24 protein-coding genes and 1 tRNA gene are annotated in these 25,352 nt (G+C 48.8%); 12 read left to right on the top strand and 13 right to left on the bottom strand.

All coding sequences use genetic code 11. The annotated features are described in order from the left end of the window. The first annotated feature begins 474 nt into the window (after window positions 1-474). Window positions 475-1,917: a cytochrome ubiquinol oxidase subunit I gene (locus tag ACR6Z4_RS09175; RefSeq protein ID WP_479716953.1), complete on the top strand. Its 1,443-nt coding sequence runs from the start codon at window positions 475-477 to the stop codon at window positions 1,915-1,917. 86 nt (window positions 1,918-2,003) lie between these two features. After that, window positions 2,004-3,017: a cytochrome d ubiquinol oxidase subunit II gene (gene cydB, locus ACR6Z4_RS09180; RefSeq protein WP_479717050.1), complete on the top strand. Its 1,014-nt coding sequence runs from the start codon at window positions 2,004-2,006 to the stop codon at window positions 3,015-3,017. Window positions 3,018-3,345: 328 nt separating this feature from the next. On the opposite strand, the gene minE is transcribed toward cydB, so the two are convergent. The 4 genes from minE to ACR6Z4_RS09200 all read right to left on the bottom strand — a co-directional run bounded on the left by minE (window position 3,346) and on the right by ACR6Z4_RS09200 (window position 6,925). Beyond that, a complete protein-coding gene (gene minE, locus ACR6Z4_RS09185; RefSeq protein WP_479716954.1) occupies window positions 3,346-3,618 on the bottom strand; it encodes a cell division topological specificity factor MinE in 273 nt (90 codons plus the stop codon). A gap of 53 nt (window positions 3,619-3,671) precedes the next feature. Then, window positions 3,672-4,475 (bottom strand): septum site-determining protein MinD, encoded by an 804-nt coding sequence (minD, locus tag ACR6Z4_RS09190; RefSeq protein ID WP_479716955.1) that lies wholly within the window; start codon window positions 4,473-4,475, stop codon window positions 3,672-3,674. A gap of 93 nt (window positions 4,476-4,568) precedes the next feature. After that, a complete protein-coding gene (gene minC / locus ACR6Z4_RS09195; RefSeq protein ID WP_479716956.1) occupies window positions 4,569-5,363 on the bottom strand; it encodes a septum site-determining protein MinC in 795 nt (264 codons plus the stop codon). Between the two features lie 191 nt (window positions 5,364-5,554). After that, window positions 5,555-6,925, bottom strand: coding sequence for a four-carbon acid sugar kinase family protein (locus ACR6Z4_RS09200; RefSeq protein ID WP_479716957.1), 1,371 nt, complete (start codon window positions 6,923-6,925; stop codon window positions 5,555-5,557). Between the two features lie 585 nt (window positions 6,926-7,510). Here ACR6Z4_RS09200 and ACR6Z4_RS09205 point away from each other — a divergent pair. From ACR6Z4_RS09205 to ACR6Z4_RS09215, 3 genes are read left to right on the top strand one after another with little or no spacing between them, the layout of a single operon-like run. Next, window positions 7,511-9,397: an EamA family transporter gene (locus tag ACR6Z4_RS09205; protein WP_479716958.1), complete on the top strand. Its 1,887-nt coding sequence runs from the start codon at window positions 7,511-7,513 to the stop codon at window positions 9,395-9,397. Between the two features lie 51 nt (window positions 9,398-9,448). Beyond that, on the top strand, window positions 9,449-9,859 hold the full coding sequence (locus tag ACR6Z4_RS09210; RefSeq protein WP_479716959.1) for a hypothetical protein: 411 nt from the start codon (window positions 9,449-9,451) through the stop codon (window positions 9,857-9,859). Window positions 9,860-9,890: 31 nt separating this feature from the next. Continuing rightward, complete coding sequence (locus ACR6Z4_RS09215; protein WP_479716960.1) at window positions 9,891-10,064, top strand: hypothetical protein; 174 nt, start codon at window positions 9,891-9,893, stop codon at window positions 10,062-10,064. A 117-nt stretch (window positions 10,065-10,181) separates the two neighbouring features. Here the strand turns inward: ACR6Z4_RS09215 and ACR6Z4_RS09220 are convergent. The 3 genes from ACR6Z4_RS09220 to trxA form a co-directional block, all read right to left on the bottom strand. Continuing rightward, window positions 10,182-10,268, bottom strand: a tRNA-Ser gene (locus ACR6Z4_RS09220). 98 nt (window positions 10,269-10,366) lie between these two features. Then, on the bottom strand, window positions 10,367-11,434 hold the full coding sequence (locus ACR6Z4_RS09225; RefSeq protein WP_479716961.1) for an LOG family protein: 1,068 nt from the start codon (window positions 11,432-11,434) through the stop codon (window positions 10,367-10,369). Between the two features lie 221 nt (window positions 11,435-11,655). Further along, a complete protein-coding gene (trxA, locus tag ACR6Z4_RS09230) occupies window positions 11,656-11,979 on the bottom strand; it encodes a thioredoxin (RefSeq protein ID WP_479716962.1) in 324 nt (107 codons plus the stop codon). Between the two features lie 156 nt (window positions 11,980-12,135). Here trxA and ACR6Z4_RS09235 point away from each other — a divergent pair, with 156 nt between their 5' ends. Then, window positions 12,136-12,321 (top strand): hypothetical protein, encoded by a 186-nt coding sequence (locus ACR6Z4_RS09235; protein ID WP_479716963.1) that lies wholly within the window; start codon window positions 12,136-12,138, stop codon window positions 12,319-12,321. A gap of 906 nt (window positions 12,322-13,227) precedes the next feature. Here ACR6Z4_RS09235 and ACR6Z4_RS09240 read toward each other — a convergent pair. After that, window positions 13,228-14,391, bottom strand: a complete 1,164-nt coding sequence (locus tag ACR6Z4_RS09240; protein ID WP_479716964.1) for a GuaB3 family IMP dehydrogenase-related protein — start codon at window positions 14,389-14,391, stop codon at window positions 13,228-13,230. A gap of 674 nt (window positions 14,392-15,065) precedes the next feature. On the opposite strand from ACR6Z4_RS09240, the gene apcA reads away from it, so the two are divergent. From apcA to ACR6Z4_RS09255, 3 genes are all read left to right on the top strand, one after another. After that, window positions 15,066-15,551, top strand: coding sequence for an allophycocyanin subunit alpha (gene apcA, locus ACR6Z4_RS09245; RefSeq protein WP_479716965.1), 486 nt, complete (start codon window positions 15,066-15,068; stop codon window positions 15,549-15,551). Between the two features lie 116 nt (window positions 15,552-15,667). Next, the gene (gene apcB / locus ACR6Z4_RS09250; RefSeq protein ID WP_479716966.1) at window positions 15,668-16,153 is read left to right on the top strand and encodes an allophycocyanin subunit beta; all 486 of its coding nucleotides are present in this window, start codon (window positions 15,668-15,670) and stop codon (window positions 16,151-16,153) included. A gap of 348 nt (window positions 16,154-16,501) precedes the next feature. Beyond that, window positions 16,502-16,705: a phycobilisome linker polypeptide gene (locus ACR6Z4_RS09255; protein ID WP_479716967.1), complete on the top strand. Its 204-nt coding sequence runs from the start codon at window positions 16,502-16,504 to the stop codon at window positions 16,703-16,705. Between the two features lie 190 nt (window positions 16,706-16,895). On the opposite strand, the gene ACR6Z4_RS09260 is transcribed toward ACR6Z4_RS09255, so the two are convergent. The 3 genes from ACR6Z4_RS09260 to ACR6Z4_RS09270 form a co-directional block, all read right to left on the bottom strand. After that, complete coding sequence (locus ACR6Z4_RS09260) at window positions 16,896-18,359, bottom strand: SLBB domain-containing protein (protein ID WP_479716968.1); 1,464 nt, start codon at window positions 18,357-18,359, stop codon at window positions 16,896-16,898. Window positions 18,360-18,501: 142 nt separating this feature from the next. Next, window positions 18,502-19,026 carry a GNAT family N-acetyltransferase gene (locus tag ACR6Z4_RS09265; protein ID WP_479716969.1) on the bottom strand — a complete coding sequence of 175 codons (525 nt, stop codon included), beginning with the start codon at window positions 19,024-19,026 and terminating at the stop codon, window positions 18,502-18,504. Window positions 19,027-19,352: 326 nt separating this feature from the next. Next, on the bottom strand, window positions 19,353-19,973 hold the full coding sequence (locus ACR6Z4_RS09270; RefSeq protein WP_479716970.1) for a TMEM165/GDT1 family protein: 621 nt from the start codon (window positions 19,971-19,973) through the stop codon (window positions 19,353-19,355). 472 nt (window positions 19,974-20,445) lie between these two features. On the opposite strand from ACR6Z4_RS09270, the gene ACR6Z4_RS09275 reads away from it, so the two are divergent. Then, a complete protein-coding gene (locus ACR6Z4_RS09275; protein WP_479716971.1) occupies window positions 20,446-21,621 on the top strand; it encodes a tetratricopeptide repeat protein in 1,176 nt (391 codons plus the stop codon). A 40-nt stretch (window positions 21,622-21,661) separates the two neighbouring features. Here the strand turns inward: ACR6Z4_RS09275 and ACR6Z4_RS09280 are convergent, their stop codons facing one another. Together ACR6Z4_RS09280 and ACR6Z4_RS09285 are read right to left on the bottom strand one after the other, a co-directional pair. Next, window positions 21,662-22,534: an SDR family oxidoreductase gene (locus tag ACR6Z4_RS09280; protein WP_479716972.1), complete on the bottom strand. Its 873-nt coding sequence runs from the start codon at window positions 22,532-22,534 to the stop codon at window positions 21,662-21,664. Between the two features lie 246 nt (window positions 22,535-22,780). Beyond that, window positions 22,781-24,025: an FIST signal transduction protein gene (locus tag ACR6Z4_RS09285; RefSeq protein WP_479716973.1), complete on the bottom strand. Its 1,245-nt coding sequence runs from the start codon at window positions 24,023-24,025 to the stop codon at window positions 22,781-22,783. A 394-nt stretch (window positions 24,026-24,419) separates the two neighbouring features. On the opposite strand from ACR6Z4_RS09285, the gene ACR6Z4_RS09290 reads away from it, so the two are divergent. Both ACR6Z4_RS09290 and tsaE read left to right on the top strand, forming a co-directional pair. Then, on the top strand, window positions 24,420-24,644 hold the full coding sequence (locus ACR6Z4_RS09290; protein WP_479716974.1) for a CP12 domain-containing protein: 225 nt from the start codon (window positions 24,420-24,422) through the stop codon (window positions 24,642-24,644). A 178-nt stretch (window positions 24,645-24,822) separates the two neighbouring features. Then, window positions 24,823-25,317 carry a tRNA (adenosine(37)-N6)-threonylcarbamoyltransferase complex ATPase subunit type 1 TsaE gene (gene tsaE, locus ACR6Z4_RS09295; protein WP_479716975.1) on the top strand — a complete coding sequence of 165 codons (495 nt, stop codon included), beginning with the start codon at window positions 24,823-24,825 and terminating at the stop codon, window positions 25,315-25,317. Window positions 25,318-25,352: the final 35 nt, after the last annotated feature.

Below are 25,352 nucleotides of genomic sequence, written 5' to 3' on the forward strand. Positions count from 1 at the left end.
GAATGGGAATTAAATAACTCCAATGATTTGTTGTAGGGGCGAACGGCCGTTCGCCCCTACAAACGATTCAATATTCGATCTTATTTAATCCACGATCCTTAGCGTTGGATCAGAGGGTTGAATATTAATCCTTTTACCCTCTAGCTTCGCATTTAAAAAATATAAATAGCCTCTGTCAGAGTTCGGACATCCCTCATAGAAATGGCTGATTAACGGCACGCTTGAATTTGTCAGTTGGGCGTTGTGACTTCATAAAATTCCACGGATGGCGCTTCGTGCCCAGCTAGGTGCAGATTATTTTTTGAAAGCCATGCGGAGCATGGCTTTCAAAAAATAATCTGCACCCCGCTCGATTAAAAATTGCTATGTACTGATTTATTACAAAACCTTAAAACTTCCACCGGAAAAGCTTTGTAACGGTTCTTTACTGAATACATTGAGGAACGGAAGCTAGATCAAATAGAAGAGGCACTTATGGAGCTTTTATCCAATACGGTCGCACTCTCTCGGATGCAGTTTGCGTTAACTGCTATTTTTCATATGCTGTGGCCCATCCTGACGACAGGGATGGCTATTTATCTAGTCATCGTGGAAGGATTGTGGCTGAAGACGCGCAACCCTGACTACTATCACCATGCCCGGTTTTGGTCAAAGTTATATGTCTTAAACTTTGGGGTCGGGGTGGCATCGGGGCTACCGATGGAATTTCAATTTGGTACCAATTGGGCACCCTTTTCTGAAGCCGTTGGCGACTTTTTTGGTAGCATTTTAGGCTTTGAAGGCTCGATGGCGTTCATGTTAGAGGCAGGCTTCCTGGGCATTATGTTGTTTGGCTGGGGACGGGTGCATCCCGTAATCCACTACCTCGCCACCATCATGGTTGCCTTTGGTGCCAACCTTTCTACGTTTTGGATTTTGGTGGCAAACTCCTGGCTGCAAACCCCATCCGGTGGGGAAATGGTAAATGGCAAGTTTGTCGTCAGTGACTATTTCCAGGCCATCTTGAATCCATTCATGTTAAAAAGTGTGTCGCATATGTTTTTTGCGACCTTAGAAACGTCGCTGTTTGTCATTGGTGGCATTAGTGCCTGGTACATTCTCAATAAACGGCATGAAGCTTTCTTTGCTACATCTCTGAAAATTGTTTTAGTCGCCGCGATCGCCGTTACTCCATTACAGGTCTACATTGGGCATTTAAGTGCTGAGCAGGTCTATCACTACCAACCCACCAAACTGGCGGCAATGGAAGCCAAGTGGGAAACAACCCCTGCCGGACAAGCGGCTGACTGGAGTTTGCTCGCCTTACCCAACGAAACGGCAGAACACAATGTCTGGGAAATCAAGATTCCCAATGCGTTGGGCTATATTTTGGAATTCAAGCAAACGCTGTCTCAGCCCGTCTTGGGTTTAAAGGAATGGGCACCGAGCGATCGCCCTCACATGGTCGGTCTGATCTACTACTCCTTTCGAATTATGAGCGGCATTGGCATTTTCTTTGTCGTGCTGATGCTCTGGAGTACCGTGCAATGGCTGTTGGGCACATTGTCTGCTGAAAAGATTGGACAACAAACATGGCTGCTGCTCGCCTGGATTTTTGCTGCCCCCCTGGGGTATATCGCGGTTGAAGCGGGTTGGATTGTGCGCTGTGTCGGGCGACAACCCTGGACGCTTTATGGGCAAATTCGTACGGCTGATGCCGCATCCCTTCTTCCCCCCAGCAATGTGCTGGTGTCTCTCAGCCTATTTGCGTTGATCTACTCCATCTTACTGATTTCAACGTTGTACTTTGGTAGCCGGATTATTCGCAAAGGTCCCAATTTAGACCTGCCCGTACCCGATATGGATGAGCCGCCTGCGGTAGATACAGCTCCGGCAGAGTTTGTCCCCGATCAACGTCCAGTCGAAGCGCAACAGTAGGAATGGCAATGACGGTGTGGCGCGGCAAAGCCGCGCCACACCGTCATTGCCATCCCAATTCAATCCATTTTTATATAGGAGATGGCATGGAAGCACTCTTTCATTTTCTCCCCCAGGTTTGGTTTGTGATTTTGGCACTCTTCCTCTTCCTCTATGTCATGCTGGATGGCTTTGACCTGGGCGTAGGAATTTTGTCATTGACCAGCTCTAGCGAAGAACGACGCAGCATTTTAATGACCAGTCTGGGCAATGTTTGGGATGCCAATGAAACCTGGCTGGTGCTGATGGGAGGCGCGTTGTTTGGGGCGTTTCCGTTGGCCTACGGGACGATTTTAAATGCGCTTTATATCCCCATCTGGATGATGATCTTTGGGCTGATTTTCCGTGCCGTGGCATTTGAATTTCGAGAACATGCCGATCGCAAAATTATCTGGAATATTGCCTTTGGTGCGGGCAGTTTTCTGGCAGCCCTGGGTCAGGGGTTTGCTCTGGGTAGTGTGATCGAAGGCATTACCGTCGATGCGGCAGGGCATTTTGTTGGCTCTACCTGGGATTGGCTCGACTGGCGATCGCTCTTAGTCGCATTAACACTGATCCAGGGATATGTCTTGATCGGCTCCACCTACCTGATTTTGAAAACCGAAGGCGAACTGCAAACCACTCACTTTCGCACTGCCAAAATTGCAGCAGTGACCACGCTGATCGGTGCCATCTTGATTACCATTGTCACGCCCGTGTTTTATCAAGCCGCGCGATCGCGCCTCTTTAGCCCACCCCAGGTCTATATTTTTGCGGTCATTCCTCTGCTGGGGGTGCTGTTGATTGGGTTGCTGTTGCGCAGTCTCAGCCGCCAGGAAGAAAGCACACCCTTTGTCTGGACAATTTTGCTGTTTCTGCTGACCTTTGTGGGCTTAGGGCTGATCGTGTTTCCTTACATCATTCCGACCCAAATCACCATTTACCAGGCAGCCGCAGCCCCCAGCGCATTGGTTTTCATGATTATTTTCATTGGCTTTCTTATCCCCATCATGTTGTTTTACAACATCTACCAATACGTCGTCTTTCGCGGAAAAGTCGCAGGCAGTGCTTACGGAGATTGAGCTTGCATCCGTCCCATTGCAAAACTGGAGTGTTCCATACAGGAACACTCCAGTTCTCAATCTAGTACACCCACTTAAAAGTTTTAGAGGGGGTGGAGGAGGTAAAACCCCCTCTTGGGGGCGCAGCCCCCAAACCCCCATGTTGCAAAATTTCGTGTTTGCAACACTAGCTGGGGATTAACAATTCTAAGGAGATTTCTGAAAAAGACGTTACCCCCTGTACGGGCGAAGCATTCGTTAGATAGTCTTTGGTAAATAACGAACATCATGGTTCGAATGCTTCGCCCCCACGATTTTCTAGAAATCGCCTATGAAATGGGCGATCGCCCTAAATCTCCTCTCGAACCCGACGAATGGGCAAATTAGCGATCAGTGCAGTCACTCGTTGATTATTCTCTAAAGCAAATTCTGATTCCTCAGGATCAATCTCGACATATCGAGAAACGACCTCTAAAATTTCCCGTCGCATCTTCTCAACGGTTTCAGGAGGCAAATCAGCGCGATCGTGGGCTAACACAAGCTGCAAGCGACGCTTAACAGTCTCACGACTACTGTCAACTGGAGGGCGCGGAAAAAGTCGGTCGAGGAATTCGCTGAGCATGATACCTTCGGGAGGTCAAAAGGAAAAAAATTTGAAGCGAGATCAAAAATCGGCTAAGAGTTGCCGCGAAACAGTCGGCGAATGCGAGAAAACAGATCATCATGCGTGGCAGTCAGATCTAAGAAGGGAACGGTCTCACCTTCTAACCGACGAACAATGTTGCTCAACGCCATGCCCGCTAACGATGGGTTAGGCGACAAAACCAGTGGCTCACCCCGATTGGTTGAAACAATCACCTTTTCGTCGTCAGGGACAACGCCGATTAGAGGGATTGCCAGAATTTCTTGGACATCCTTGACTGACATCATCATATCCTCTTGCACCATCGCTGGTTTGAGACGATTGACGATTAAGTTGAGCTTCTTAATATCATTCGCTTCGAGCAACCCCACAACCCGATCGGCATCTCGTACCGCTGCAATTTCAGGTGTGGTTACTACCAGGGCTTCTTGTGCCCCTGCGATCGAGTTTTTAAACCCCATTTCAATCCCAGCAGGACTATCGATTAACACGAAGTCATACAGGGTTGCCAGTTCCTTCACCAACTGCTTCATCTGCTCCGGGGTGACAGCTTCTTTCGTCCGATTTTGCGCCGCTGGCAACAATGCCAGGTTGGGTTGGCGTTTGTCTTTCACCAGGGCTTGCTCTAGACGGCACTCGCCTGCCAGGACTTCGACCGTGGTGTAGACAATCCGGTTTTCTAACCCCAGCAATAGATCGAGGTTTCTTAAGCCAAAATCTGCGTCAACCACAACGACCCGATGACCACGTTGAGCCAGAGCCATACCAATATTGGCGGTACAGGTAGTTTTTCCTACCCCTCCTTTACCCGATGTAATGACAATTGTGCGACTCATGAATGGCTTTAGTTAATCTCTAATGAACGACAAATTAAGATAGCGGAGACGTAAACTGGCTCAAGATCAAGGCTCTGATCTCTAATTTCAGCCCTATCCCAATGGGGTCAGGAGATGCCCTTTAGAAAAATCGGCTGCCCGAGCGATGCGAATCCCTTCGGATACCACGTAAGCGACTTCAGGATGATATTGGGCGGGTGGAGTTTCGGGCGATCGCGCAACATAGCTAGCAATACGAATTTGGGTCGGTTCCATGCGCAATGCCATGATCAAACAGCGATCGTTACCGGCTGCACCTGCCTGGACGACGCCGCGTAGATTTCCCCAAACAATCACATCTCCGTCGGCAATTACTGAACTTCCGGGGTTTACGTCTCCCAAGATTACTACTGTACCAGGATGGCGGATTTCCATGCCCGATCGCACAGTCGTTTGAATATAGAGAGGGTCGGCTAAGGCTTGCCCCGACTCTGTCGGCGGATTGAGATGGGCGATGGGCGAGTGTTGCTCGACCGAATAGCCAATGGTAACGGCAGCAACCGCCGTCTGACGACGGCTGGTGTAAACCCGTTTGAGGTGGAGTTCATGTTCAGCCAGGGCATCGGCGATCGCCTGAAGTTGGCGAACATCGAGCAAGCGATCGCGGGCTAATAAATGGACAGCCGTATTGGCTTGCCAAAAGCGATCGCCAGAGTTGAGGCGTTGCTTGAGTTGCTGCCACAAATCAGTCCAACTGCCAGGAGAGCTGGCAATTTCGGTTTCGGGTGGCAAGAGCAGCAGCAATCGTCCACTTTCACTCTTAAACCGAACTTGTGGATTGGGAATCCCTTCTGGTAGAGATTGAGAGATAGCCGACACAGACGCAGGCGCAGAAGAATCAGAACTCATGCAAGCAGAATTTGAGGTAATTTGACGGGAACGAAATTAACTATCCATATTAGTCGCCAAGTCCGCATTCAACACAACAATTTTGGATCTCGCTCCGATCTACTGTGGGATGCGGAATTTTTGCCATCGGCAAAAGATTCTTTTTGAGAGAGCGACGGCTTTGCCGTCGTTCTCTCAAAAAGAATTGGATTTTATGAACAGGTGGACGGATTAAGTCGCAAATACGCAGCTGCCAGAGAATGGCGATCGCCCACATTACCGGGAAAAAGCACCACTGGCAAATGGGGGAATAGCGGATGATCCGCTGCGGTTCGCACGATTGAAACCCCCGGCAAAATTTGACCAAGCAACCGGGCAGAGGTTAGCGATAAGCCATTACTCAAAACATCATTGGACGTGATGCCACCTTTGCTGATCAAAAACCCAATCTCGGATGGCAATCCCCGGACAATATCCATCAGCAAATCTGACACGGCAACGCCAAAATCTAACCGGGTTTGGGCATCGGCAAAGGTCAATTCCTGGCGACTGGTATAGACTACCGGGGTTTGCCCCGACGCATGAGCGCTATGAGTTTGCGCCAAAATCGTTTCCAATACTTGCGATCGCTGGGTCTGTGAGTCGTCCAACAAATGCGAGACATCCACCTCCACCCCGACGATGCCCTCTGCCTTGAGCAATTCCTCCAGCTGCTCCGTTGTTTTTTTCACATGAGAGCCGACGATCACGGCACCGGGTTTGCCATCGCGGGTGTAGGCTGCCATATTTTCCGGTGCGATCGGTTGCGGCGGCAACGCTGCCAGAGCCGTCAACAAACTTGCCGCACTACGAAACAAAAACCGTTTCCCCTGAGCCGCGGCTGCCAACACATCAACCGCAAACCGATCGAGATCTGCCTGGGTTTCGGCATCCACAGCCACACATGAGTTGTCGTGCAGCTGCAACAGTCGCTCCAGGCTACCGGCTCGGATATCTGCTAGCAAGAACCGTTCTACCTGATCGGCTGCTATTTTCCCTTGCGTTTTTTCGGCAACGTAATCGGGCAGATAGCTATAGCTGTACCCGAAGACGGAATCACGAGCAAATTCTGTTTCGTGGACAGGCGTTTCAACCCCATTCACAATCAGGTAGTGGATGCTATCGCGAGTGATCCGACCACCTTCAAAAAAGGCAGGCGTAAGAAAGTGGGCATCAAAGGGACCTAACTCATCGGCGATCGCATCTGTTTCGACAGGATAATGACCGCGCAAGGTGGAGTCAGAACGACTGACCACCAGAAAATCTTGAATTTGCTCCAGTGCGATCGCCTGTTTGAGATTGCGACAAACCTCGCGGGTTACCTGATCCGCTTGCGCTGGGGTTAATGCCCTTGTATTGGTGAGAATGAAAAAAATTGGCGAATCATCCGATAAGCCCAGACGCAGCGTGTCTACATCCCAACGCGTCAGCAATAAACAACTGTGAACCGTCTGAGACCCAGTCGGATCATCATCCAACACGACAATTTTGGGTTGGCTAGGTTTGGTCGCGTTTAATTCAACAGAATCAAGTGTGCTCGTCATGCTCAAATATCTGAATACGTCTGAAATAGTAGGCTTTATCGGAATCACTGATACATATAGCGATCCTAAATCAGGTGTGAAAGCGCCCGCCCTTCGGGCGGGCGCTTTCACACCTGATCATTTTCACGAATCAAATAGGATTGCTATATACATCTTTGGTTTTATCGAATTCCCAATCTTGAGGCAGATCAGCAGGTGTTTACTATTACAAGCAATCACGTTTCAACCATCCTCTTACCATGAAGAGTATGATGGCTGAGTTCACCTCTTGGGTGCTGGTTTAGATCTGTCCACTCCTGTGTTTATTCAGTAGAATATTGGACAATTTAAGGCAAAATAGTGGGGACGCTGCGCAATCTATCATTTCACTTCCCCTGATCAAACCCTCCAGAGGGGATTCCACCATTTGGCAGAGGCTGACACCGAAGCCCCTGCACCTCAGATTTCCACTTCGTAGACATTCCACTTCATACTGTATGACACGTTGGATTGATAGAAGCGGGTAGCCAAAAAATTTTGACTGAGATGGATTCTGAGATTGATTCATAGAAATTCTGTAAATAATGCGCTAAGGGTTGCACAAGAATGGGGCTATTGGATAACCAACCTGAATATCCCAAATCAGACGATCCCAAGTCTGCGGAAGACGTCTTGCATAGCGTGACTCAAGACTTGAGAGCGTTGCAACACGACTTAGTGGCTCAGCTGGGTCGAGATGTCGAGCGTCTTCAGTCAGAAAAATCGCGTCTGGTCAATGAAATTGATAAACTGCGCGATCAGCGGGAGATGCTTCAGAGTCAGCACCACGATTTGCTGTCACAGCAACAGTTGGCGCAGCAGCAGGTCTGGGCAAAGCAACTGGCACAGGCAATGGCAGCCCATTTGCAGGCATTATTAATCCAACGGCTCAATCAGCAAATTGAAATGCCCTCCGCGTCGGCGTCCGATCGGGTGCGGTTGCCGTCGGCAACGGAGGAAACGGGGCAAAACCAGAATGCGTATCAGCTATTGTTGTCGCTGGATACGACCCTGAATCATACGCTGAACTCATTACGGCAAGATCTCAATAGTTATCAGAGTGTTCTGTCTCAACAACTCAACCGCATGCAAACCCTGGAACAGCAGGGTGAAGCCATTTTGGAAGCGTTGGTCAATCGTTTGAGCCAGGAGCTACAACGAGATCTGGTTGCCAGTCGTTCACCCCGGCGATCGCCTGCCCCCAATGGCAATCTTCCCATGATGCCAACACCGGGTAGAACTCAAACTCTACCCCCCGTCGGCAGACCCCAACCCCCTGAGACGGCTCGTCCGCCTATAGTTTCACCCCAACCTTCAGCCCAGGGCTATCGTCCGAGCAATGGGGTCTCTAAGGTCATGGCAACGGCTCCAGCGATCGCCCCCGAAGCCTTAACCACCTCCGTCAAACCGTCTGGTCGGGTGGGGTTATCCCAGTTCCAGTGGGGGCTGATGATGATTCTCGTGTCTACGGTGGCGTTGTCGTTACACAACGTCGTTGTCGGCATCATTTACTATCCCAGCAGTGTGTTGGGTTGGCTAAATCTGGGTGGTTTTATTACCCCCAATTTTGGTAACTCCCTGCTGGTGTTGTGGACACGGATGTTGATCGTCGTGCCGATGATGCTGACGTTAGCGGGCTTCCTCTATCCGTCTGCCTGGAAAGATATTAAAGCGTTCATGCTGTCTAAAGATCGACCGCTCCTATTTACAGTCATTGGCAGCGGCGGGTTCCTGTTTTTGTCGCAGGTGTTGATCTATATCTCCATTGGGCAGATCGGACCAGGGGTAGCCGTCACCATTTTATTTATGTACCCCATCATTACGGTGCCATTGGCATGGCTGTTATTTGGCGATCGCCCGACAGCTCTACGGTTTGGCGTCATGCTAACGATCTTGGCAGGGGTGATCTTAACGGCACTGCCCAAGCTCACAGCATCGGTTGCCAGTAGCGGAACCAATGTGGCATTGGGTGTGACCACAGCCGTTGTGTCTGGGTTTGCCTTTGCGCTGTATTTGATTTCAATGCAGATTAGCTTTCGCAAACTCCACCCCGTGCCCGTCAGCATTATCCAGTTCACAGCGATTTTTGTCTTAACCAGTATCATCCTGATTATCGTAGGTCCCAAATTGGGAGTCGAAATTCTGCCCGAAAACCGCTGGGGCTTCTGGATCGGTGGTAGCATTCTGGCAACCCTGACATTGCTGGGTTATCTAACGAATAACTTTGGGGTTCGCTTTATGGGAGCTGCCATGGCATCGATCATTGCCTCTAGTGGTCCTGTCCTGACGGCATTGTTGGCATTTTTGATTACCCCCAGCGATCGCACGACGCTTTTGCCGATTCAGGTTCTTGGTATTTTTGTCGTCACCATCGGCGTTGTGGCGTTAAGCATTGAAAAAATGTTGATGCAAAAAAAGGCAACTGCCAGAGTCGCCAAAGCTGCCAAACTGTAACCATTTGAAGGGTTTATCCTCACACTACCGTCTCATCACTACGGTCTTAACGTGAAGCAAAAACGTTCAAAATTCTTGCTGTTAAGCTTGCTCAACTCCCTTGCCGACTTCGATGGCATGCTATCTCACGATGCCATCCGCCTGTTGGATGTGTTGAAGACCCGATCGGATACAATTCCGCCCCTGTATGCCGATGTGTTTCTGCTGCCCCATGTCGCCACCTGCGCAGATCTGGTCGATCGCATTAGATCCTTATCGCAGGAACAGATTGCGATCGCCAGTTATGCCTTTCAAATTTTTCGCTTTTACGAGCAGATCTTAAGAACCAACCCAGGGGATGCATCGCCGCAACAGACGGCTGCCTATGAATCGCAAATCGAACGCATTCGGGCATCTGTTGCTCGCACCAAGGTAGCCCTGGCGGAATCATTGGGGGAAAGACCAGAAGAACCACTACAATGAACTGCTAGCAATCTACCTACAACCGATCTCTATGGCTTCACTTGACCGTCAACAATCCGATCGCCTCGTTCAAACTATCGCCGGGGTTGAACAACTCCTGACCGAGGTGGATGAAGAGGGAGCAGAAGAGATCTTAGATGAACTCTATATGCTGATTACCACGTTGTTTGACAAATTCCCTCAGCTTGATAAAGACGAAGACTAATATCGATTCTATAGAACCCGCAATTTTTTAGAGAAGGCGATGGCTCTGCCATCGCCTTCTCTAAAAAATTGCGGGTTCTTCAATCTGTGATCTCCGGCAAGAGTTCATCTTACAAAACGGAGAGAGAGGGATTCGAACCCTCGTTACCCTTACGAGTAAACAGCATTTCCAGTGCTGCGCCTTCAACCGCTCGGCCATCTCTCCAGGAGCTAAATTTTGTGGTTGATGCAACCACAGAATTCCTATGGTATCAGAATGTGCTACCTTACGGAAGCTTTTTGCGGAATCTTGGTCACTTTTAGTTACTTATGTTCGGGATGCAGGGTTTCGGGTGTAGGTTTGCCTAACTGGTTAATCATGCGGATCATTTGATACAGGCGACCAAAGTCTCGCTGGTTAAAATGCATCACCAAGCGCGGTAATTCGACTGACGATACGCGCGATTCTTGAGGGAGGGGAAGACTTTTGGCAATCCTGCCGCTCACCAGGAGATCACCAAATTGATGATTCAGATCGTCTACCGCTGCATCCGACAATTCAGAATTCAGCCGCAATACAAGCTGCTCACCGACATAGCGACTTGAGTGAAAGACTCGATAGAAACTGGCGATCGCTTCACAGGCTACATCAATCCGATCGGTAATCGTATATAAGTTGAGGTCGTCTGGACTGATCAACCCCTGCTTCAGCAGGTGATCTTTCATATACGTTTCCCAACTGTGCCAATAGCTCCCACCGGGTTGATCAATCAGCACCAATGGCAACAGTTCAGATTTTCCGGTTTGCATCAACGTAATGCATTCAAACGCTTCATCTAAGGTGCCAAAGCCCCCTGGAAACAACGCCAATGCATCGCTTTCTCTTAAAAAAAACAGCTTGCGTGTGAAAAAATACTTGAAATTGACTAACTTGCGATCGCCTTCAATAAACGGGTTAGACCCTTGCTCAAACGGTAGACGAATATTAAGCCCAAACGACTTTTCAGCCGTTGCGCCTTCATTACCCGCCTGCATAATCCCAGGACCACCACCTGTAATCACCATAAACCCCTGTTGGGTGACACATTTGGCAAAGTCTACTGCCACCTGATATCCAGGGCTATCGGGCGCAAGTCTGGCAGACCCAAAAATAGAAATCTTACGAACATGGCGATACGGGTAAAACACCCGAAAAGCCTGTTCCATATCTTGCAATGAAGCATTTAAGATCTTCCAGTCCAGGCGATCGACGTCTACTTCAGCCATCCGCATCAACGTGGTCAGGGCTTGCTGAATTAGCCCTCCATGTTTCATCGAGGGAAGTTGGGTGATCAATTCAGAAAGTTCGGTCTGCAATGACTCAAGTGTAGAGATTGAATTCGATGAAGTCATTCGCTCTGCAAAACAAGTAGCACTCTATTGTATCGAGATTTTTGCGTCCAGATTTGAAAACCTTGGCTCAACTATCAAATTTACTGATGTGGCTGAACGAAGCAAAATTCAAACAGCGCTATCGCTTGACGCAACAGCGCTGTTGGATGAATCCAAAAACTTATGAGAGGCTGAACAAGTAGGCTTGAAATCAACTCAAAGATTTACAAACGAACAAACTATTACAGATGCTTTTCTAAGGTGCTAGCCAAAGTGGTTTTAGGAACCGCTCCCACAACCATATCAACCCGTTGCCCTCCTTTGAAAATCATCAGGGTAGGAATGCTACGGATGCCGTATTGGCTGGCAACACTTGGATTTTCGTCTGTATTAACTTTGACGACTTTGACTTGCCCGATGTACTGTTCAGCGATCTCATCAACCACAGGTGCTACCATCCGGCATGGTCCACACCAAGGAGCCCAAAAATCTACCAAAACCGGAACATCGCTTTCAAGTACCTCTTGCTTGAATGTAGAGTCTGTAACTTGTGTGGCTGCTGACATGCCTGAAAATCCTTAGCCTTACGTGATCTCTAGATATATTACCACAGCAAAAACGGCGATTTTAGAGCATTGATAGCTAGAAGGTTGTTCCTACAACAGTCTTAACAATGCACCTATGCAGTGAAGCAGATCTGCCAGGTTACTCTTCCATCTGAAATGCTATGGGATTCAGTTCATCTCTATTGTAATCACACTTTACCCCCATCTCGTCTGGATGCGCCCGAGTATGCCTGCCTCACGGGTTCTCAAAGCCTCTCTCTCAAAGCGAGCCAGCAGTTAAGAACTTCAACGCGATCGCTCAGGCAACTGGCAAGAGCAGTTGATTTTTATGGCATTGAGTAATTTTGGAAATAAATTTTGGAGATAAATTTGGATGTGAACTCTTTGGGTTCACCTCTAAACGTATCCCGCTATTCAGCAATATCGTTTTTGGCAGTCAAGTGGTGCCAGACAACACAGCCCTAAATAATCGCGGCGGAACGGGTAATGGGTGTTGCACAGAGTGCAGCACCCATTACCCTATTGGTTCTCAAGGCGTAGCACCGTAAGAGGGCATCGGGGATTTAAGAAAATTCTGTTTCAGAGACACGACCTGCCCCATATCCCAAAATATCGCCAAAATCAGTACCCTTCACCCCTTAAATAAGTTTTCTGTATCAATGGCTTATAAGTTAGAGGTAGGGAACTGTTTCAGCAACCTGAGCATTGGAACGGAGTCAAACCTTGAAAATTCTTTCAGAAGCAGGGCATCAAGGCGGCATCAACTCAGGTCGCCAAATTTGTAAAGATATCTAAACCAATCCAGAGTTTTACCGATGCAATCTCCTGTGCCGTGTAGAAAGAGGAACCGCCTGAACATATAGTCCAGGCGGAGTGTGGTGTGAGGAGTGAACGGAAACATGCGTCTCCGCTTCTTCCATTGTAAGAGATGGTTATAGTTTTTCCAGTAACTCAGCCAACAACATCGAGAAAACTTATCAGAGCGCAACTTAACAAAACGAAATCTGGGGTATCCGTGAGACATTGAATCTCAAGATTTTGAAGACTTCGAAGGCTTAGGATCTTGGATTTAATAAAACCGAGGATTTATTTTTGGAATCGCGGCGACGCCGCGATTCCAAATCGATAGGACTGTGCGGGTTAACTCAGCACGGTATTGTGGGGCATGAAGCACCTCACAACACTATTGCTGTACTGAACAAACTTGCACACCGCCCTAAACCTTCAGGTTTACTACATCCAGAAATCTTACTTACCCATTCCCAGTTGCTGGGCTTTTTGGTAAACTTTGCCTTCGGTGAGCAGGGAAGGCGCAATCACAACTTCAACCTGTTGCATTTCCCGAATATTTTTGGCACCCAGGGTTCCCATGCTGGTCTTCAAGGCACCCAGTAGATTGTGAGTTCCATCGTCAAGTTTGGCGGGACCCGTCAGAATTTGTTCTAAAGTTCCGGTTGTAGCAACTCGAATGCGAGTTCCGCGCGGCAACACAGGGCTAGGCGTTGCCATACCCCAGTGATAGCCTCGTCCAGGAGCTTCTTCGGCACGGGCAAAGGGAGAACCGATCATGACACCGTCTGCGCCACAGGCAATACATTTGCAAATATCGCCACCTGTTACCAATCCGCCATCTGCAATGACTGGAACATAGCGACCCGTTTCTTCGTAATAGCGATCGCGTGCGGCGGCACAATCTGCCACTGCGGTTGCTTGTGGAATCCCCACACCCAACACTCCACGAGATGTACACGCGGCTCCGGGTCCAATTCCTACCAGAACACCGGCTGCACCCGCTTTCATCAGATTTAGGGTCACCTCATAGGTAACGCAGTTGCCTAAGATCACAGGCATCGGCATAGAGCGGCAAAACTCTTCTAAATCGAGTAGAGCCACCGATTCTGGCGAGAGATGGGCAGTTGAAACCACCGTAGCCTGAATGAAAAATAAGTCAGCCCCAGCTTCCGCCACAACAGAGCCATATTTGGCAGCTCCTGCGGGAGTCGCACTAACGGCAGCAATGCCTCCCTGTTGCTTAATTTCTTGAATACGCTTTGCAATCAGTTCGGGTTTGATTGGCTCAGAATAGAGCTTTTGCATCAACGGCACAAACTCGGTCTTGTCAACGGCTGCAATGCTATCCAATACAGGATTTGGGTCAGCATAGCGAGTCTGGATGCCCTCTAGATTTAAAACACCTAGCGCCCCAAGACGAGATAACAAAACCGCCATATTGACATCCACTACTCCATCCATCGCACTTGCAATGATGGGGATCTGACGTTCGATGCCGCCGATCTGCCAGCTTGTGTCAGCCAGACTCGGATCTAAGGTTCGCTGTCCTGGGACGAGCGCAATTTCATCAATTCCGTATGCCCTACGGGCTGATTTGCCCCTGCCAATTTGAATATCCACGCTTTCACTTCCAAGACCAATCAAAGCTAGACTATCCAGTCTAGCCTAGAACCTGCATCTATTGCAGAGCACACGCCAGCTTCGAAAGCACGACCCTCAAATTTTATGGAAGGCACACCTTAGCAAAGGAGTGCCAATTCATAGCCAAGTCATGGTTGATTACGACATGGTTATGACTCGATTGATCGCAGGATAAAAGCTGAAACCGTTAATTGTTGTACGTTTTGATACCAAATCTTGCTTGGGATTATTGATTAATGAACCTGTAATTCGTGCTTGAGAGAGCCATGGCTCCGCTACCACTCTCTCAGCGAAATCCTCGATCCTCACCCACCGATCGCTAATTTAACCTCGTGACTACCCCGTATCAGCAGAAATAATTCTGATGAAATTGTTACGAAATATTGCTAGCTAACTCAGAATGTGAACGCAATGCCGCAGAATATTTCCGGAAGGTAGCTGAATCCTTTTGCTTACACATCTTCTCAGTTGCGCTCAGGCGAGTCTGAAATGTGTCGGTTAGATGTTTTGATGTTAGCTACTCCGACTGTTTGTAACTCTCAAAATTCTTTTAAGAAGTTTGGTGAGATACTCGGGTTGGCTTCAGCTATCTATCGCCGAGTGCCAGTTCATATCGCTTTCTGGTCACACTTTCTTTCGGAGGAATATATCAGATGAGTATTGTCACGAAATCTATCGTGAATGCCGATGCTGAGGCACGCTATCTCAGCCCCGGTGAATTAGATCGGATCAAGAGCTTCGTTACCTCTGGTGAGCGTCGTCTTCGGATTGCTCAAGTTTTGACTGATTCTCGCGAGCGCATCGTTAAGCTAGCAGGCGATCAGTTATTCCAAAAGCGCCCTGACATTGTTTCCCCCGGTGGCAATGCTTACGGTGAAGAAATGACCGCAACCTGCCTGCGCGACTTGGACTACTATCTCCGCCTAGTGACCTACGGTGTGGTTTCTGGTGATGTCACCCCTATTGAAGAAATCGGCATCGTTGGTGTTCGTGAAATGTACAACTCTTTGGGCACCCCCATCCCTGCTGTTGCAGAAGGTGTGCGCGCCATGAAGAGTGTTGCTACTTCTCTGATGTCTTCTGAAGACGCATCAGAAGCCGGTTCCTACTTCGATTACATCATCGGCGCTATGCAGTAAGGTTGCGGGTAAATAGGGTTCGCGATCGCAAACTATTTTAGATCGCATATTTAACCACGTTGTTCCCCTCCTTTCAAGCGTAATAAGTGACGACCAAGATTTAAGGAAGCAAGATTATGCAAGACGCAATTACTTCTGTTATCAATTCTTCTGACGTTCAGGGCAAGTACCTGGACAGCAGTGCAATGGACAAGCTCAAGAGCTACTTCTCCACTGGCGAACTGCGCGTTCGTGCCGCTGGAGCTATCAGCGCTAATGCTGCTGGTATCGTTAAAGAAGCTGTAGCTAAGTCTCTGCTGTATTCGGATGTCACCCGTCCCGGTGGCAACATGTACACCACCCGTCGCTATGCTGCTTGCATCCGCGACCTCGACTACTACCTCCGCTATGCAACCTATGCAATGCTGGCTGGCGATCCTTCCATCCTCGACGAGCGCGTCCTGAATGGCCTCAAAGAAACCTACAATTCTTTGGGCGTTCCCGTTGCTTCCACCGTTCAAGCTATCCAAGCTATGAAAGAAGTTACTGCTAGCTTGGTTGGTGCAGACGCTGGCAAAGAAATGGGTGTCTATTTTGACTACATCTGCTCTGGCTTGAGCTAATTGCTGATGAGTGTTGAGTATTGAGTGTTGAGTAGCGAACTGTTCGCAGCTTCAAGCCTCAAAGCTTAAAACTCAAAACTTAAAATCTTCTGGGGTCTGAGATTTTAGGGTGAGTGTTAGAAGGTCAATGGCTAGTAAATCTGGCTGTGACGTTCTAAGATTGGCTCTAGGCTCTCAGCCCTCAGGCTATTAATCGGGAATTAGTTCGATTAATATCTGCAATTTTGGGCTTTTTGATGCTTGCAGATCGTTTTGAACCTGAACCTAATTTAGGTAAAGGATCAGATTTTGCAAGATTTTTACATGAGATTTAGATGATTTCTCATTCCAGTTAGGGGAGAAAAACCTATGCGGATGTTCAAGGTCACAGCCTGCGTTCCCAGCCAGACGCGGATTCGTACTCAGCGGGAATTGCAAAATACTTATTTTACGAAGCTAGTTGCCTATGACAACTGGTTTAAAGAGCAGCAACGCATCATGAAAATGGGCGGCAAGATTGTGAAGGTGGAACTGGCAACCGGAAGACCAGGGACTAATACTGGCCTGCTGTAGCCTGTGGCTCATTTAAAATTAGTCAGTCCGTTGCAATATTTGCTGTGAGACTGGGAACTTGAGGTTAGATCGCATTGAGGTGGTTTAGCTTTTGGTTCTCAGTCTTAGTTTTTAGATATTAGATCTCTTGCAGATTAGTATGGGCGGGGGCTTCGCCCCCGCCCATACTAATCTGCAAGAGATCTAATGCTTACAAACCCCCAAATATTCTGAGTAAGCTGAAGACTCCGGTGATGGGTGAGAGCACGGTGGTTAAGGTATCGCCAATTCCTGCCAGCGGTGAACGTCCGACTACGATGGTGTCGTTGGGTCGGAGGGCAGGGTTATCCTCCGTATTCAGTCCCTGGTCAAAGTCAACCGAGATCGCCCGACGTGAGACTGTGCCATCTGGGTTGAGTCGAATCAGGGTAACCGTTTCGCGACGTGCCCGGTTATTAAATCCACCGGCAGCGAGTAGGGCTTGATTTAAAGGCGTATTGGGCGTCAAATCGACACTTCCCGGACGAGCCACTTCACCCACCACATTAACCTTAATGGTATCTGGAGAAAAACTAGCCGATGCCAGTTCTGTCATTTCTTCTGGGCTAAGGGTTGGTGCCGTAGGAATCAAGATTGTATCGCCCGTTTGCAGCGGCAAGTCTTGTTCCAATTCGCCGGATTGCAGAAGATCCCAGAGATTGACTTGAATGGTCTGTTCTTCTCCAGAATGAACAATCCGACGAATTTCAATATTGCGGATATTGGCAGACTGGGTGATGCCTCCAGCTTGTTGAATTGCCTGAGTCACTGTGGGAATGATGGCTCCTGTGGTTGCATTGGCGCTATCCGCGACAAGCGTGTAGGGTCCCGGACGATTCACTTCTCCCACGATCGCCACTGAGATTGGGCTGGCTTGGCTGGCAGAAAAGCTGGTATTCGCCAGTTGACGAGCCTGGGCTAAATCGACGTCTGTAGCAGTTGGGATAAAAATGCGATCGCCATCTCGTAACAACAGATCTTGTTGGAGGTTGCCATCCTGTACCAGTTGCCAGAGATCAATGGTGAGCGTTTGTATGCCGCCGGTGCTATTAGGCAGCAGTCGATAAATTTGGATCTGACGCAGATCGGCAACCTGGGTGACGCCACCGGCAACCTGTAACGCATGGGTGAGATTGGGAACACTGCTTGCCTCATCTTGAGACAGGGTGTAAGAACCGGGGCGGTTAATTTCTCCTGCGATCGCCACCGTCAGAGGTCGAGTTTCCAACAAAGTCAACGTTACAAGAGGACGTCTGAGAATCGTAGCAAAGCGCTCAGACAGGACACTGGAAGCCTGTTGCAAGGTCATTCCCCGCACCAGCACAGAACCAACCACGGGTAGATTGAGAGAGCCGTCTACCAATATCTCAAATTCGCCGCTGTATTCAGGCACATTAAAAATAGTGAGTTGAACGCGATCGCCCACCCCCAACAAATATCCATCCAGTGACGCTGGCGCAGTTGCAGCGAACGGCGGCAAATTAGCACTGGCAGCCTGTTGCCAGCCGGTCAATAGCGGGCACACCAGCCACAGCGTCAGCACAGACAAGCGAATGGCTGATTGTTTTACCCCCTGTGTCGTGCATTTGCGGGTCGATCGGGCATCACTCTGCTGATTGACCTCTGCTCTATCCATGCCCGTGCCTCCGGAAATGACCTGTATCTCTCAAGACATTTGCCGGGAGAGAGAGAGAGAATCAGGAATTTTTGTTTTCACGAAATATAAAGCTCTGCTGATTTAATCGTGAAAATGATCCGTTGATTCAACCGCCTATCTTCTAGCTCAATTGTTTATAGAAAAATGTGGTGTCGCTGAGCGGACCATCCGGCATCTGAGCATAGTTGGGAATGATGCCGATCTCGACATAGCCCAACGAGCGATATAAACGGTCTGCAATACTTCCGGTGATGGTATCTAGCGTCAATAGCGATCGCCCTCTCTGGCGAGCGTAGGCTTCAACCGTTTGCATCAAGGCGCGTCCGATGCCACAGCTCTGGGCTGAACGATGGACTAAGAGCTTGGCAATATTAGCGCGATGAATTTGATTAGGGGGAGTAGCAAGCCCCAACTGTACCGTTCCGATGGCGCGATCGCCTGCGATCGCCGCCAGCAAAACCGTCTGTCCATCTGCAACAGAGCTTACAATCGTGTTCCAATAGGCGATCGCCTCTGCCTGCGAAAACGGCAACATAAAACTGACCGAAGCCCCTCCTTCAACAACATTGGTTAAGATATCGGACAGCTCTAGTAACCGGGTAGACGCAGCGATCGCGTCTAATTCAACAATGGTGTAGTTGAGCATGATAGGAGATGAGAGAGTTTTAAGCGGTATTGGATTTGCCTGAAAATATAGCGCGTCTCTCTCCGATCAAACTAGTGTTGCAAACACAAAATTTTGCAACATGGGGGTTTGGGGGCTGCGCCCCCAAGAGGGGGGAAAACCCCCTCCACCCCCTCTAAAACTTTTAAGTTGGTGTACTAGAACTAAATCTCTGTACCACCTGCTGTACAAACGGCATAGAGTTTTGACCACAAAACACAAGACCTCCAAGGTTTCCAAAAACCTCGGAGGTCTGAGGGAACGATATCAGAGATCGATAACCCTAAAGGTTAAATGATGTCCCCGACTTAAGCACCCAACTCGATCGCCGCTACGATGCCAAACACCATAAACAACCCGCCACCGATCAGGGTAATGGTACGTTCAGAAATACGTCCAGCGATCAGCTTTCCGCCAATCACGGCGACCATTGCACAGATCGCATGACCCAAGACAGCACCTATGGTGACCCCGTAAGGATTGTTGGACGCAGATAGCGCAATAGTTGTGATCTGGGTGCGATCGCCCCACTCTGCAATAAACGTCAAGCTAAACGCTTGCATTAAGATTGCCCAGGGGCTTTTAGTTTGTAGGGTGCATTCAACCTGTTTAATAGCGGCGATCGCATCGGTTTGGTCATCCAGATCGCAGGATTTAGCAGGCATCCGCCACGCATCATAGAGCAACTTAAAGCCAAACCCAATAAACAAGGCAACTTCGGCATAGTCGATATAAGTTTGGGGCAATAATGATGCCGTCTGCCCTAACAGCACGGATAGCACCGTCATCGCAGCCAGTGCCCCAATTACGCCCAAAAATACCAATTTCCGAGAATGGCGCATTGCCAAAAGTACGGCAATAAAAAAGGTTTTATCACCCAATTCCGAAATGGATACGAGTAAAAGACCTGCTGTAAAGGCTGTTAGCATTTCGCTCCTCTCAAAGTTTCTCAGAAAAATGCAGCGATCTGAGTGAACTTGATGAGGGTTTTAAAACACTTCACCAAGCCCACATTCGATCGAATCGTGGACTCAGTGAAGGTCTCGCTTGCGATTAAAAAACTTTTAGCCGTACGTCTTGGCTATTAGCAAATCGTCACCAGAACCAGGCTCATCGCCAGTATGTTGATTCAGGTGGGCTGGCATTATCCCAGCAGCTACTCCCCTTCTTAATGTCAGATAGTATACAAGATGCCAGGCAACCCAGACTACCGTATTCACTCGGTAATCGGCAGTGGTTTAACCATCGCTTACTCTAATTTGATCTGGGTGCTGCGCGAAGCGCAGCACCCAGATCAAAAGCGGCATCGCCTATGGTTTGAATGAGCCATTCTTTAGGAGAATGCTGACAGCGTCTAATTCCTCTGGGTATAGTCATTATGTGGAATCGCCGGATCTGTTCATGAACACAAAACGATTTTGGGCAATGGTTTTGGTCATCACTCTAATTTTTGGGAGTGGTATGCCAGGGACTGCGATCGCCCAAACCCCTTCACCTGTGGAATCTTCTTCTGTCAATTCGTCATCTGGCTCCACATCGCTGTGGGAAAAGCTAGAACGCCTGCGCGATGACACGCAACTCCAACGATTGGTAGAAGACGATATCGAAAAGAGTTTGGCAATTCATGAGCAAATTCAGGTTGAGGTCGATCGCACCTTTTCCCACACGACAACGTTGTTGAATGTATTGCTGGTGATTTTAACTGCCATGCCGATTTTGGCAGGGATAGGTATCTGGTTTATTCGGCGCAGTGTGCTGAACCAGATTGTGGCAGACACCCGCAAACAACTCCAGGAAGAAGTGGAGAAACAACTTTCCGCCGAGGTTGCCGAAGAACTGAAGCAGCAAGCAGCCGCTTTTCAAAAAGAAATTGAGGATTTAAAGGCAGAGTTTGCCGCGCAGCTGGATCAGCTCAGAAGCCTATTTTCTGATGCGCAAAAGGAAAAAGACAAGATTATTCAAGAGCTGGCTCAAATTTTGCCGTCTCCTATCCGCGACTCGACCAGTCCAGAAGTTCACCAAAAAATTCAAACCCTGACCAAGCAGTTAGAAATTCTCAAATCCGCAAATTCTCGTCTGTCGTTTACTGCCAACGATTATGTGGAGCAGGGTAAAGCGCTCTATTTTGAAGGCCAGTACGAAGACGCGATCGCCTTTTACGAAAAAGCAATCACCGCTGAACCGGAGAATCTCAAAGCCTGGTTAAGTCGGGGCGCAGCACTGGCAAAACTACAACGCTACGATGAAGCGATCGCCGCTTACGAGAAAGTAACAACGCTCAAACCCGATTTCTCAGAAGCCTGGTTTGGTAAGGGTTTGGTACTGACACGCATGCAAAAATATGAGGCAGCGATCGCCGCTTACACCCAATTGACAGATCTAAAGCCCGACTTTTACCTGGCATGGTTTGGCAAAGCCCGTTGTTATGCGTACCAAAACCAGATAGCTCCAGCCTTAACCGCACTAGAGAAAGCGATCGCCCTTAATCCCGACAAAGTTAAGGACGCGACAAAAACAGACAATGCCTTCGAACCGCTACGTGACAACGAACAGTTTCAAGCCCTGATCTCGCCCTAAAGAGCCGTCGTTTTTTGTAAAAGTATTGGGTTGCAGACTATTAAACCGTTCCCTTGAGTGCTGTTAATTCTTCTCGAATAGTCCGGGTTTGATAGCCCAAACTGTATGCTAGGGAACTATCTAGCGAAACATCTGCCGGACGCGGTGCTGACATCGGCACATCGGCTTGACGACAGGGCAACAGTTTCTCGCCTGGTAAGTCTAAAATTTCGACCATTAATCGCCCAAAATCGTAGCGAGATAGTCGTTCTTTGCCGCCCAGATGAATGATGCCCTGAACCTTTTCGAGCGCTAATAATAGTCCCTGCGCAGCGGTAAAGCCACCGACTGGCGTCCGGATTTCATCGGTAAAGAGCTTCAGATCCTGGTGCGATCGCAGTTGTTGAATAAACGGCTGAATAAAGCTGGGTGCCGTGGGTGCAGCGCCAAACATTAGCGGCATCCGGGCGATCGCTGCCCTGGGATAGGACGCTCGTATCCCCTGTTCAGCGGCGACCTTATGCTCTCCGTACACATTGACTGGACAGACCAAATCTGTCTCGCAGTAGGGCGGATTCTGCCCATCAAATACCAGATCGGTCGAAGTAAATACGTAGGGAATGGCAGCATCGGCACAAAGGGTCGCCAACGTGATCGACGCTGTCACATTGATGGCATAAGACTGTTCGGGCTGGGTTTGACAAAGATTGGGGCTAGATTGTGCCGCCAGATGGATCACTGCATCGGGTTGAATCTGTTGAAATAAGGAGTGCAGGGCTTGAGTATCGGTCAAGTCAACCTGAAGCGGCTTGATTCCGGGAATTTTCACCGGATGAGAGCGATACAACCCGTAGACCTGCCACGTTTGCTGAGCACTGTGGCACAGATGCCAGCCCAAAAACCCGCTTGCCCCCGTAATCCATAATTTCTTCATGGCAACACGCTTGTTAAATCTCTTGGCTATGGGCTATGCATCACCTTGGAACAGCCAGGATGACTAGTACACCAACTTAAAGTTTTAGAGGGGGTGGAGGGGGTAAAATCCCCTCTTGGGGGCGCAGCCCCCAAACCCCCATTTTGCAAAATTTCGTGTTTGCAACATTAGGGCGCTTTTAAAACTCGCCAAGAGGGTTGTTTTTTCGTGCGCGAAGCGCACGAAAAAACAACTTGAAAACCGACTCTAGGGCTGGCGGCAAATGCCAAAGACCGAGGTATAACCATGCAAAAAGGTGGCACTGCCTACGGGACCAATTTCGCCGTTACAGAAAAAGCCCGTTAACGAAACATCGTTGAGGTAACGCTGAAATAGCTGGGAATCAAAATTGGGTCGCCCATACAGCCCTTCACCCCGCCCGACGCAGGCAAACATGAGTGCGCCAACCGAAGAGGCTTGATTGGGAAGAGACTGGGTTTGGTAGCGCTTGAGCATAGCACTCAGGTCTTCTTCAGATGCCTGGGCATCGCGCAGATGAAACTGAATCCGCTGACCCGGACGAATGCGATCGCCAATGGCGATCGCTCCGTTTCGAGGATCAACCCCTAAAAGATTGCGAACAAGAAAATCTCCGGGTTCTAACTCTTGCTTAAATTCACTCTGGGCAATGCCAACAAATAACGAATGCTGGGCTAATTGGCGATCGTCTTCATTTAAAGTCTGAAAAATTTCCTGAAGCACTTCTAACGGAGTGCGGGTTGGCTGTCTACCGGCACCCACAGCAACGGGTTCTTCTAATTTGAGTAAGATATTACGCTCGCCTTCTGCGACCCGATAAGGCTGCCCTATCGGACGGCACCCCTGTGCCACGATCGCATCCAACATGATATTGCCGCTCAACGCAATGCCAACCGTGCCTTCCTGGTAAGTTTTGTAGTTGCAAAATAAACTGCTGCCGTTGGAAACCGAACCCACATTTGCCAATCCACCGACCTTAATGGAGCCGGGGTAAGCAAAATCTAAGCCCTGCAATAAGTCATTAATGCCAGACGAAAACGGATCTGACAGCAAAACAAAGCTAGGGCGCTCTGCGGGCGAAACCCCGACTAAATCTATCCAACGACTGGGAGGGCTATCTAAATCAGGTAACTCTCCGCTGGCAATATGAAACGCCTGAATATTTACTCCTGGCAAATACGCCAAACTGAGGCTGAGCGCCGCTTGTTGCTCGACTTCACGAATTTGCCCAACGGCATCGGTGCCAACTACCCCGCCCCCACTACAGCCGACGAGTACAGGAACCGAAAGTTGGTCGCGCAGCAATGGCATCAAACGAGAATATTCACTAGCAAACGCGGCAGAAATAAATAGCAATGCCAAATCTGGAGGTTTTCCCAACGAAACCTGAGCCTGCTCGACAACCTCTTTAAGAGCGGCTTCCAGAGAAGGACGGGTCGATAAAGCACTAGCCCACTTCATTTGCTCAGTCATGGGTTCCACCATTTGGATGACACCGTTCGCTTACTCGGTTAAGTAAAAGGCAGGAGTTGGTTAGGCATTAAGTTTACCCTAAGACCAAACTCTCACGTATAACTCATTATTGTGGCTACCATTAAATTTTGGTAACAATCGTTACGAGCTAAAAGCGTCTGGCAAGGCTAAGATCGAAATTGAGTCATCCTAGTTGCTCACCCTTTACAATTTGTAGAGGGTTAAATCTTAAGAAATGGCACTCGATTCAGCCTTTGTTTCTTCAGTATATGTATTACTGAAGATTAGGTTAACACCTGATACATTGAGTTGATCGGGTTAGTTGACGGGCTGAGCTATCTTGGGATAGTTATACCCTTTGTATTGATGAAATTGATTGGGATAGCAGGATCTTATGAGCGATATTCATAACCAGATTCAAGAAGAAAGAGACCAAGCTCGCGTTGTTTGCGAGGTCAGTGGGGCAAATTCAGCCGAATGTGCCGCAGCATGGGATGTCGTCGAAGAGTTACAAGCTGAAGCGTCTCACCAACGCGAAAAGGAAGAGCCTAAAACTTCCCTGGAGCAATATTGCGATGCTAATCCAGATGCAGATGAGTGCCGGTTGTACGATAACTAAGTAGCGCGTTCAAGATATCAACCTAGAAATTGATACCGTGTAGTTAGCAGATTGTAGAAGGTTAGGGGCGCAGATTTCTGCGTCCCTAATTTGCGTTTACAGCACTTTCTACGTCAAAGGTGGCGTTTTTCTGACAGGAAAACGCCACCTTTCAAAGCAATGCATTTTAGATCGAAGTATGGACAAGACACCGGACACCGCCATTATTCACTTGCCCAGTGCTGAGGCAACCAATCAGCTGGGTAGACTGCTGGGGCGATCGCTTGTTGCTGGCACTGTGCTGCTGTTGCAAGGCGACTTGGGGAGCGGTAAGACGTCACTTGTGCAGGGAATCGGTCAAGGGTTAGGAATTACCGATGCGATCGCCAGTCCTACATTTACTTTGATTAATGAATATTTAGAAGGTCGCATTCCGCTTTACCACTTCGACCTCTACCGCTTGGAACCCGCAGACGTGACATCGCTCTATCCAGAAACCTACTGGGAAGGCATTGAGACCCCTTTGGGGATTGTGGCAATCGAGTGGGCAGACCGTCTACCCTATTTGCCACCCAGTTATTTAAACATGACCTTAGGATGGACCGCTGAAGGCGGGCGAGAAGCCCATCTTACAGCCGTTGGCGAGATTGACTTATCCCACCTCAATATGAGGCTGCAACGGTTAGAAGCATGATTCAAAAGAACCTGCCGAAAGATTACCTTTCTGGA

This window comes from Calyptranema fuscum S582 (assembly GCF_055793305.1).

What these genes read in the sequence shown, in the direction of transcription:
- ACR6Z4_RS09265 (WP_479716969.1), bottom strand. Translation starts at nt 19,026, where the DNA reads ATGCTCAACTACACCATTGTTGAATTAGACGCGATCGCTGCGTCTACC.
- apcB (WP_479716966.1), top strand. Translation starts at nt 15,668, where the DNA reads ATGCAAGACGCAATTACTTCTGTTATCAATTCTTCTGACGTTCAGGGC.
- tsaE (WP_479716975.1), top strand. Translation starts at nt 24,823, where the DNA reads ATGGACAAGACACCGGACACCGCCATTATTCACTTGCCCAGTGCTGAG.
- ACR6Z4_RS09275 (WP_479716971.1), top strand. Translation starts at nt 20,446, where the DNA reads ATGAACACAAAACGATTTTGGGCAATGGTTTTGGTCATCACTCTAATT.
- ACR6Z4_RS09290 (WP_479716974.1), top strand. Translation starts at nt 24,420, where the DNA reads ATGAGCGATATTCATAACCAGATTCAAGAAGAAAGAGACCAAGCTCGC.
- minE (WP_479716954.1), bottom strand. Translation starts at nt 3,618, where the DNA reads ATGCTCAGCGAATTCCTCGACCGACTTTTTCCGCGCCCTCCAGTTGAC.
- ACR6Z4_RS09205 (WP_479716958.1), top strand. Translation starts at nt 7,511, where the DNA reads ATGGGGCTATTGGATAACCAACCTGAATATCCCAAATCAGACGATCCC.
- ACR6Z4_RS09235 (WP_479716963.1), top strand. Translation starts at nt 12,136, where the DNA reads ATGCTATGGGATTCAGTTCATCTCTATTGTAATCACACTTTACCCCCA.
- ACR6Z4_RS09200 (WP_479716957.1), bottom strand. Translation starts at nt 6,925, where the DNA reads ATGACGAGCACACTTGATTCTGTTGAATTAAACGCGACCAAACCTAGC.
- ACR6Z4_RS09215 (WP_479716960.1), top strand. Translation starts at nt 9,891, where the DNA reads ATGGCTTCACTTGACCGTCAACAATCCGATCGCCTCGTTCAAACTATC.
- ACR6Z4_RS09255 (WP_479716967.1), top strand. Translation starts at nt 16,502, where the DNA reads ATGCGGATGTTCAAGGTCACAGCCTGCGTTCCCAGCCAGACGCGGATT.
- ACR6Z4_RS09175 (WP_479716953.1), top strand. Translation starts at nt 475, where the DNA reads ATGGAGCTTTTATCCAATACGGTCGCACTCTCTCGGATGCAGTTTGCG.
- ACR6Z4_RS09260 (WP_479716968.1), bottom strand. Translation starts at nt 18,359, where the DNA reads ATGGATAGAGCAGAGGTCAATCAGCAGAGTGATGCCCGATCGACCCGC.
- ACR6Z4_RS09270 (WP_479716970.1), bottom strand. Translation starts at nt 19,973, where the DNA reads ATGCTAACAGCCTTTACAGCAGGTCTTTTACTCGTATCCATTTCGGAA.
- ACR6Z4_RS09280 (WP_479716972.1), bottom strand. Translation starts at nt 22,534, where the DNA reads ATGAAGAAATTATGGATTACGGGGGCAAGCGGGTTTTTGGGCTGGCAT.
- cydB (WP_479717050.1), top strand. Translation starts at nt 2,004, where the DNA reads ATGGAAGCACTCTTTCATTTTCTCCCCCAGGTTTGGTTTGTGATTTTG.
- apcA (WP_479716965.1), top strand. Translation starts at nt 15,066, where the DNA reads ATGAGTATTGTCACGAAATCTATCGTGAATGCCGATGCTGAGGCACGC.
- ACR6Z4_RS09285 (WP_479716973.1), bottom strand. Translation starts at nt 24,025, where the DNA reads ATGACTGAGCAAATGAAGTGGGCTAGTGCTTTATCGACCCGTCCTTCT.
- minD (WP_479716955.1), bottom strand. Translation starts at nt 4,475, where the DNA reads ATGAGTCGCACAATTGTCATTACATCGGGTAAAGGAGGGGTAGGAAAA.
- ACR6Z4_RS09225 (WP_479716961.1), bottom strand. Translation starts at nt 11,434, where the DNA reads ATGACTTCATCGAATTCAATCTCTACACTTGAGTCATTGCAGACCGAA.
- minC (WP_479716956.1), bottom strand. Translation starts at nt 5,363, where the DNA reads ATGAGTTCTGATTCTTCTGCGCCTGCGTCTGTGTCGGCTATCTCTCAA.
- trxA (WP_479716962.1), bottom strand. Translation starts at nt 11,979, where the DNA reads ATGTCAGCAGCCACACAAGTTACAGACTCTACATTCAAGCAAGAGGTA.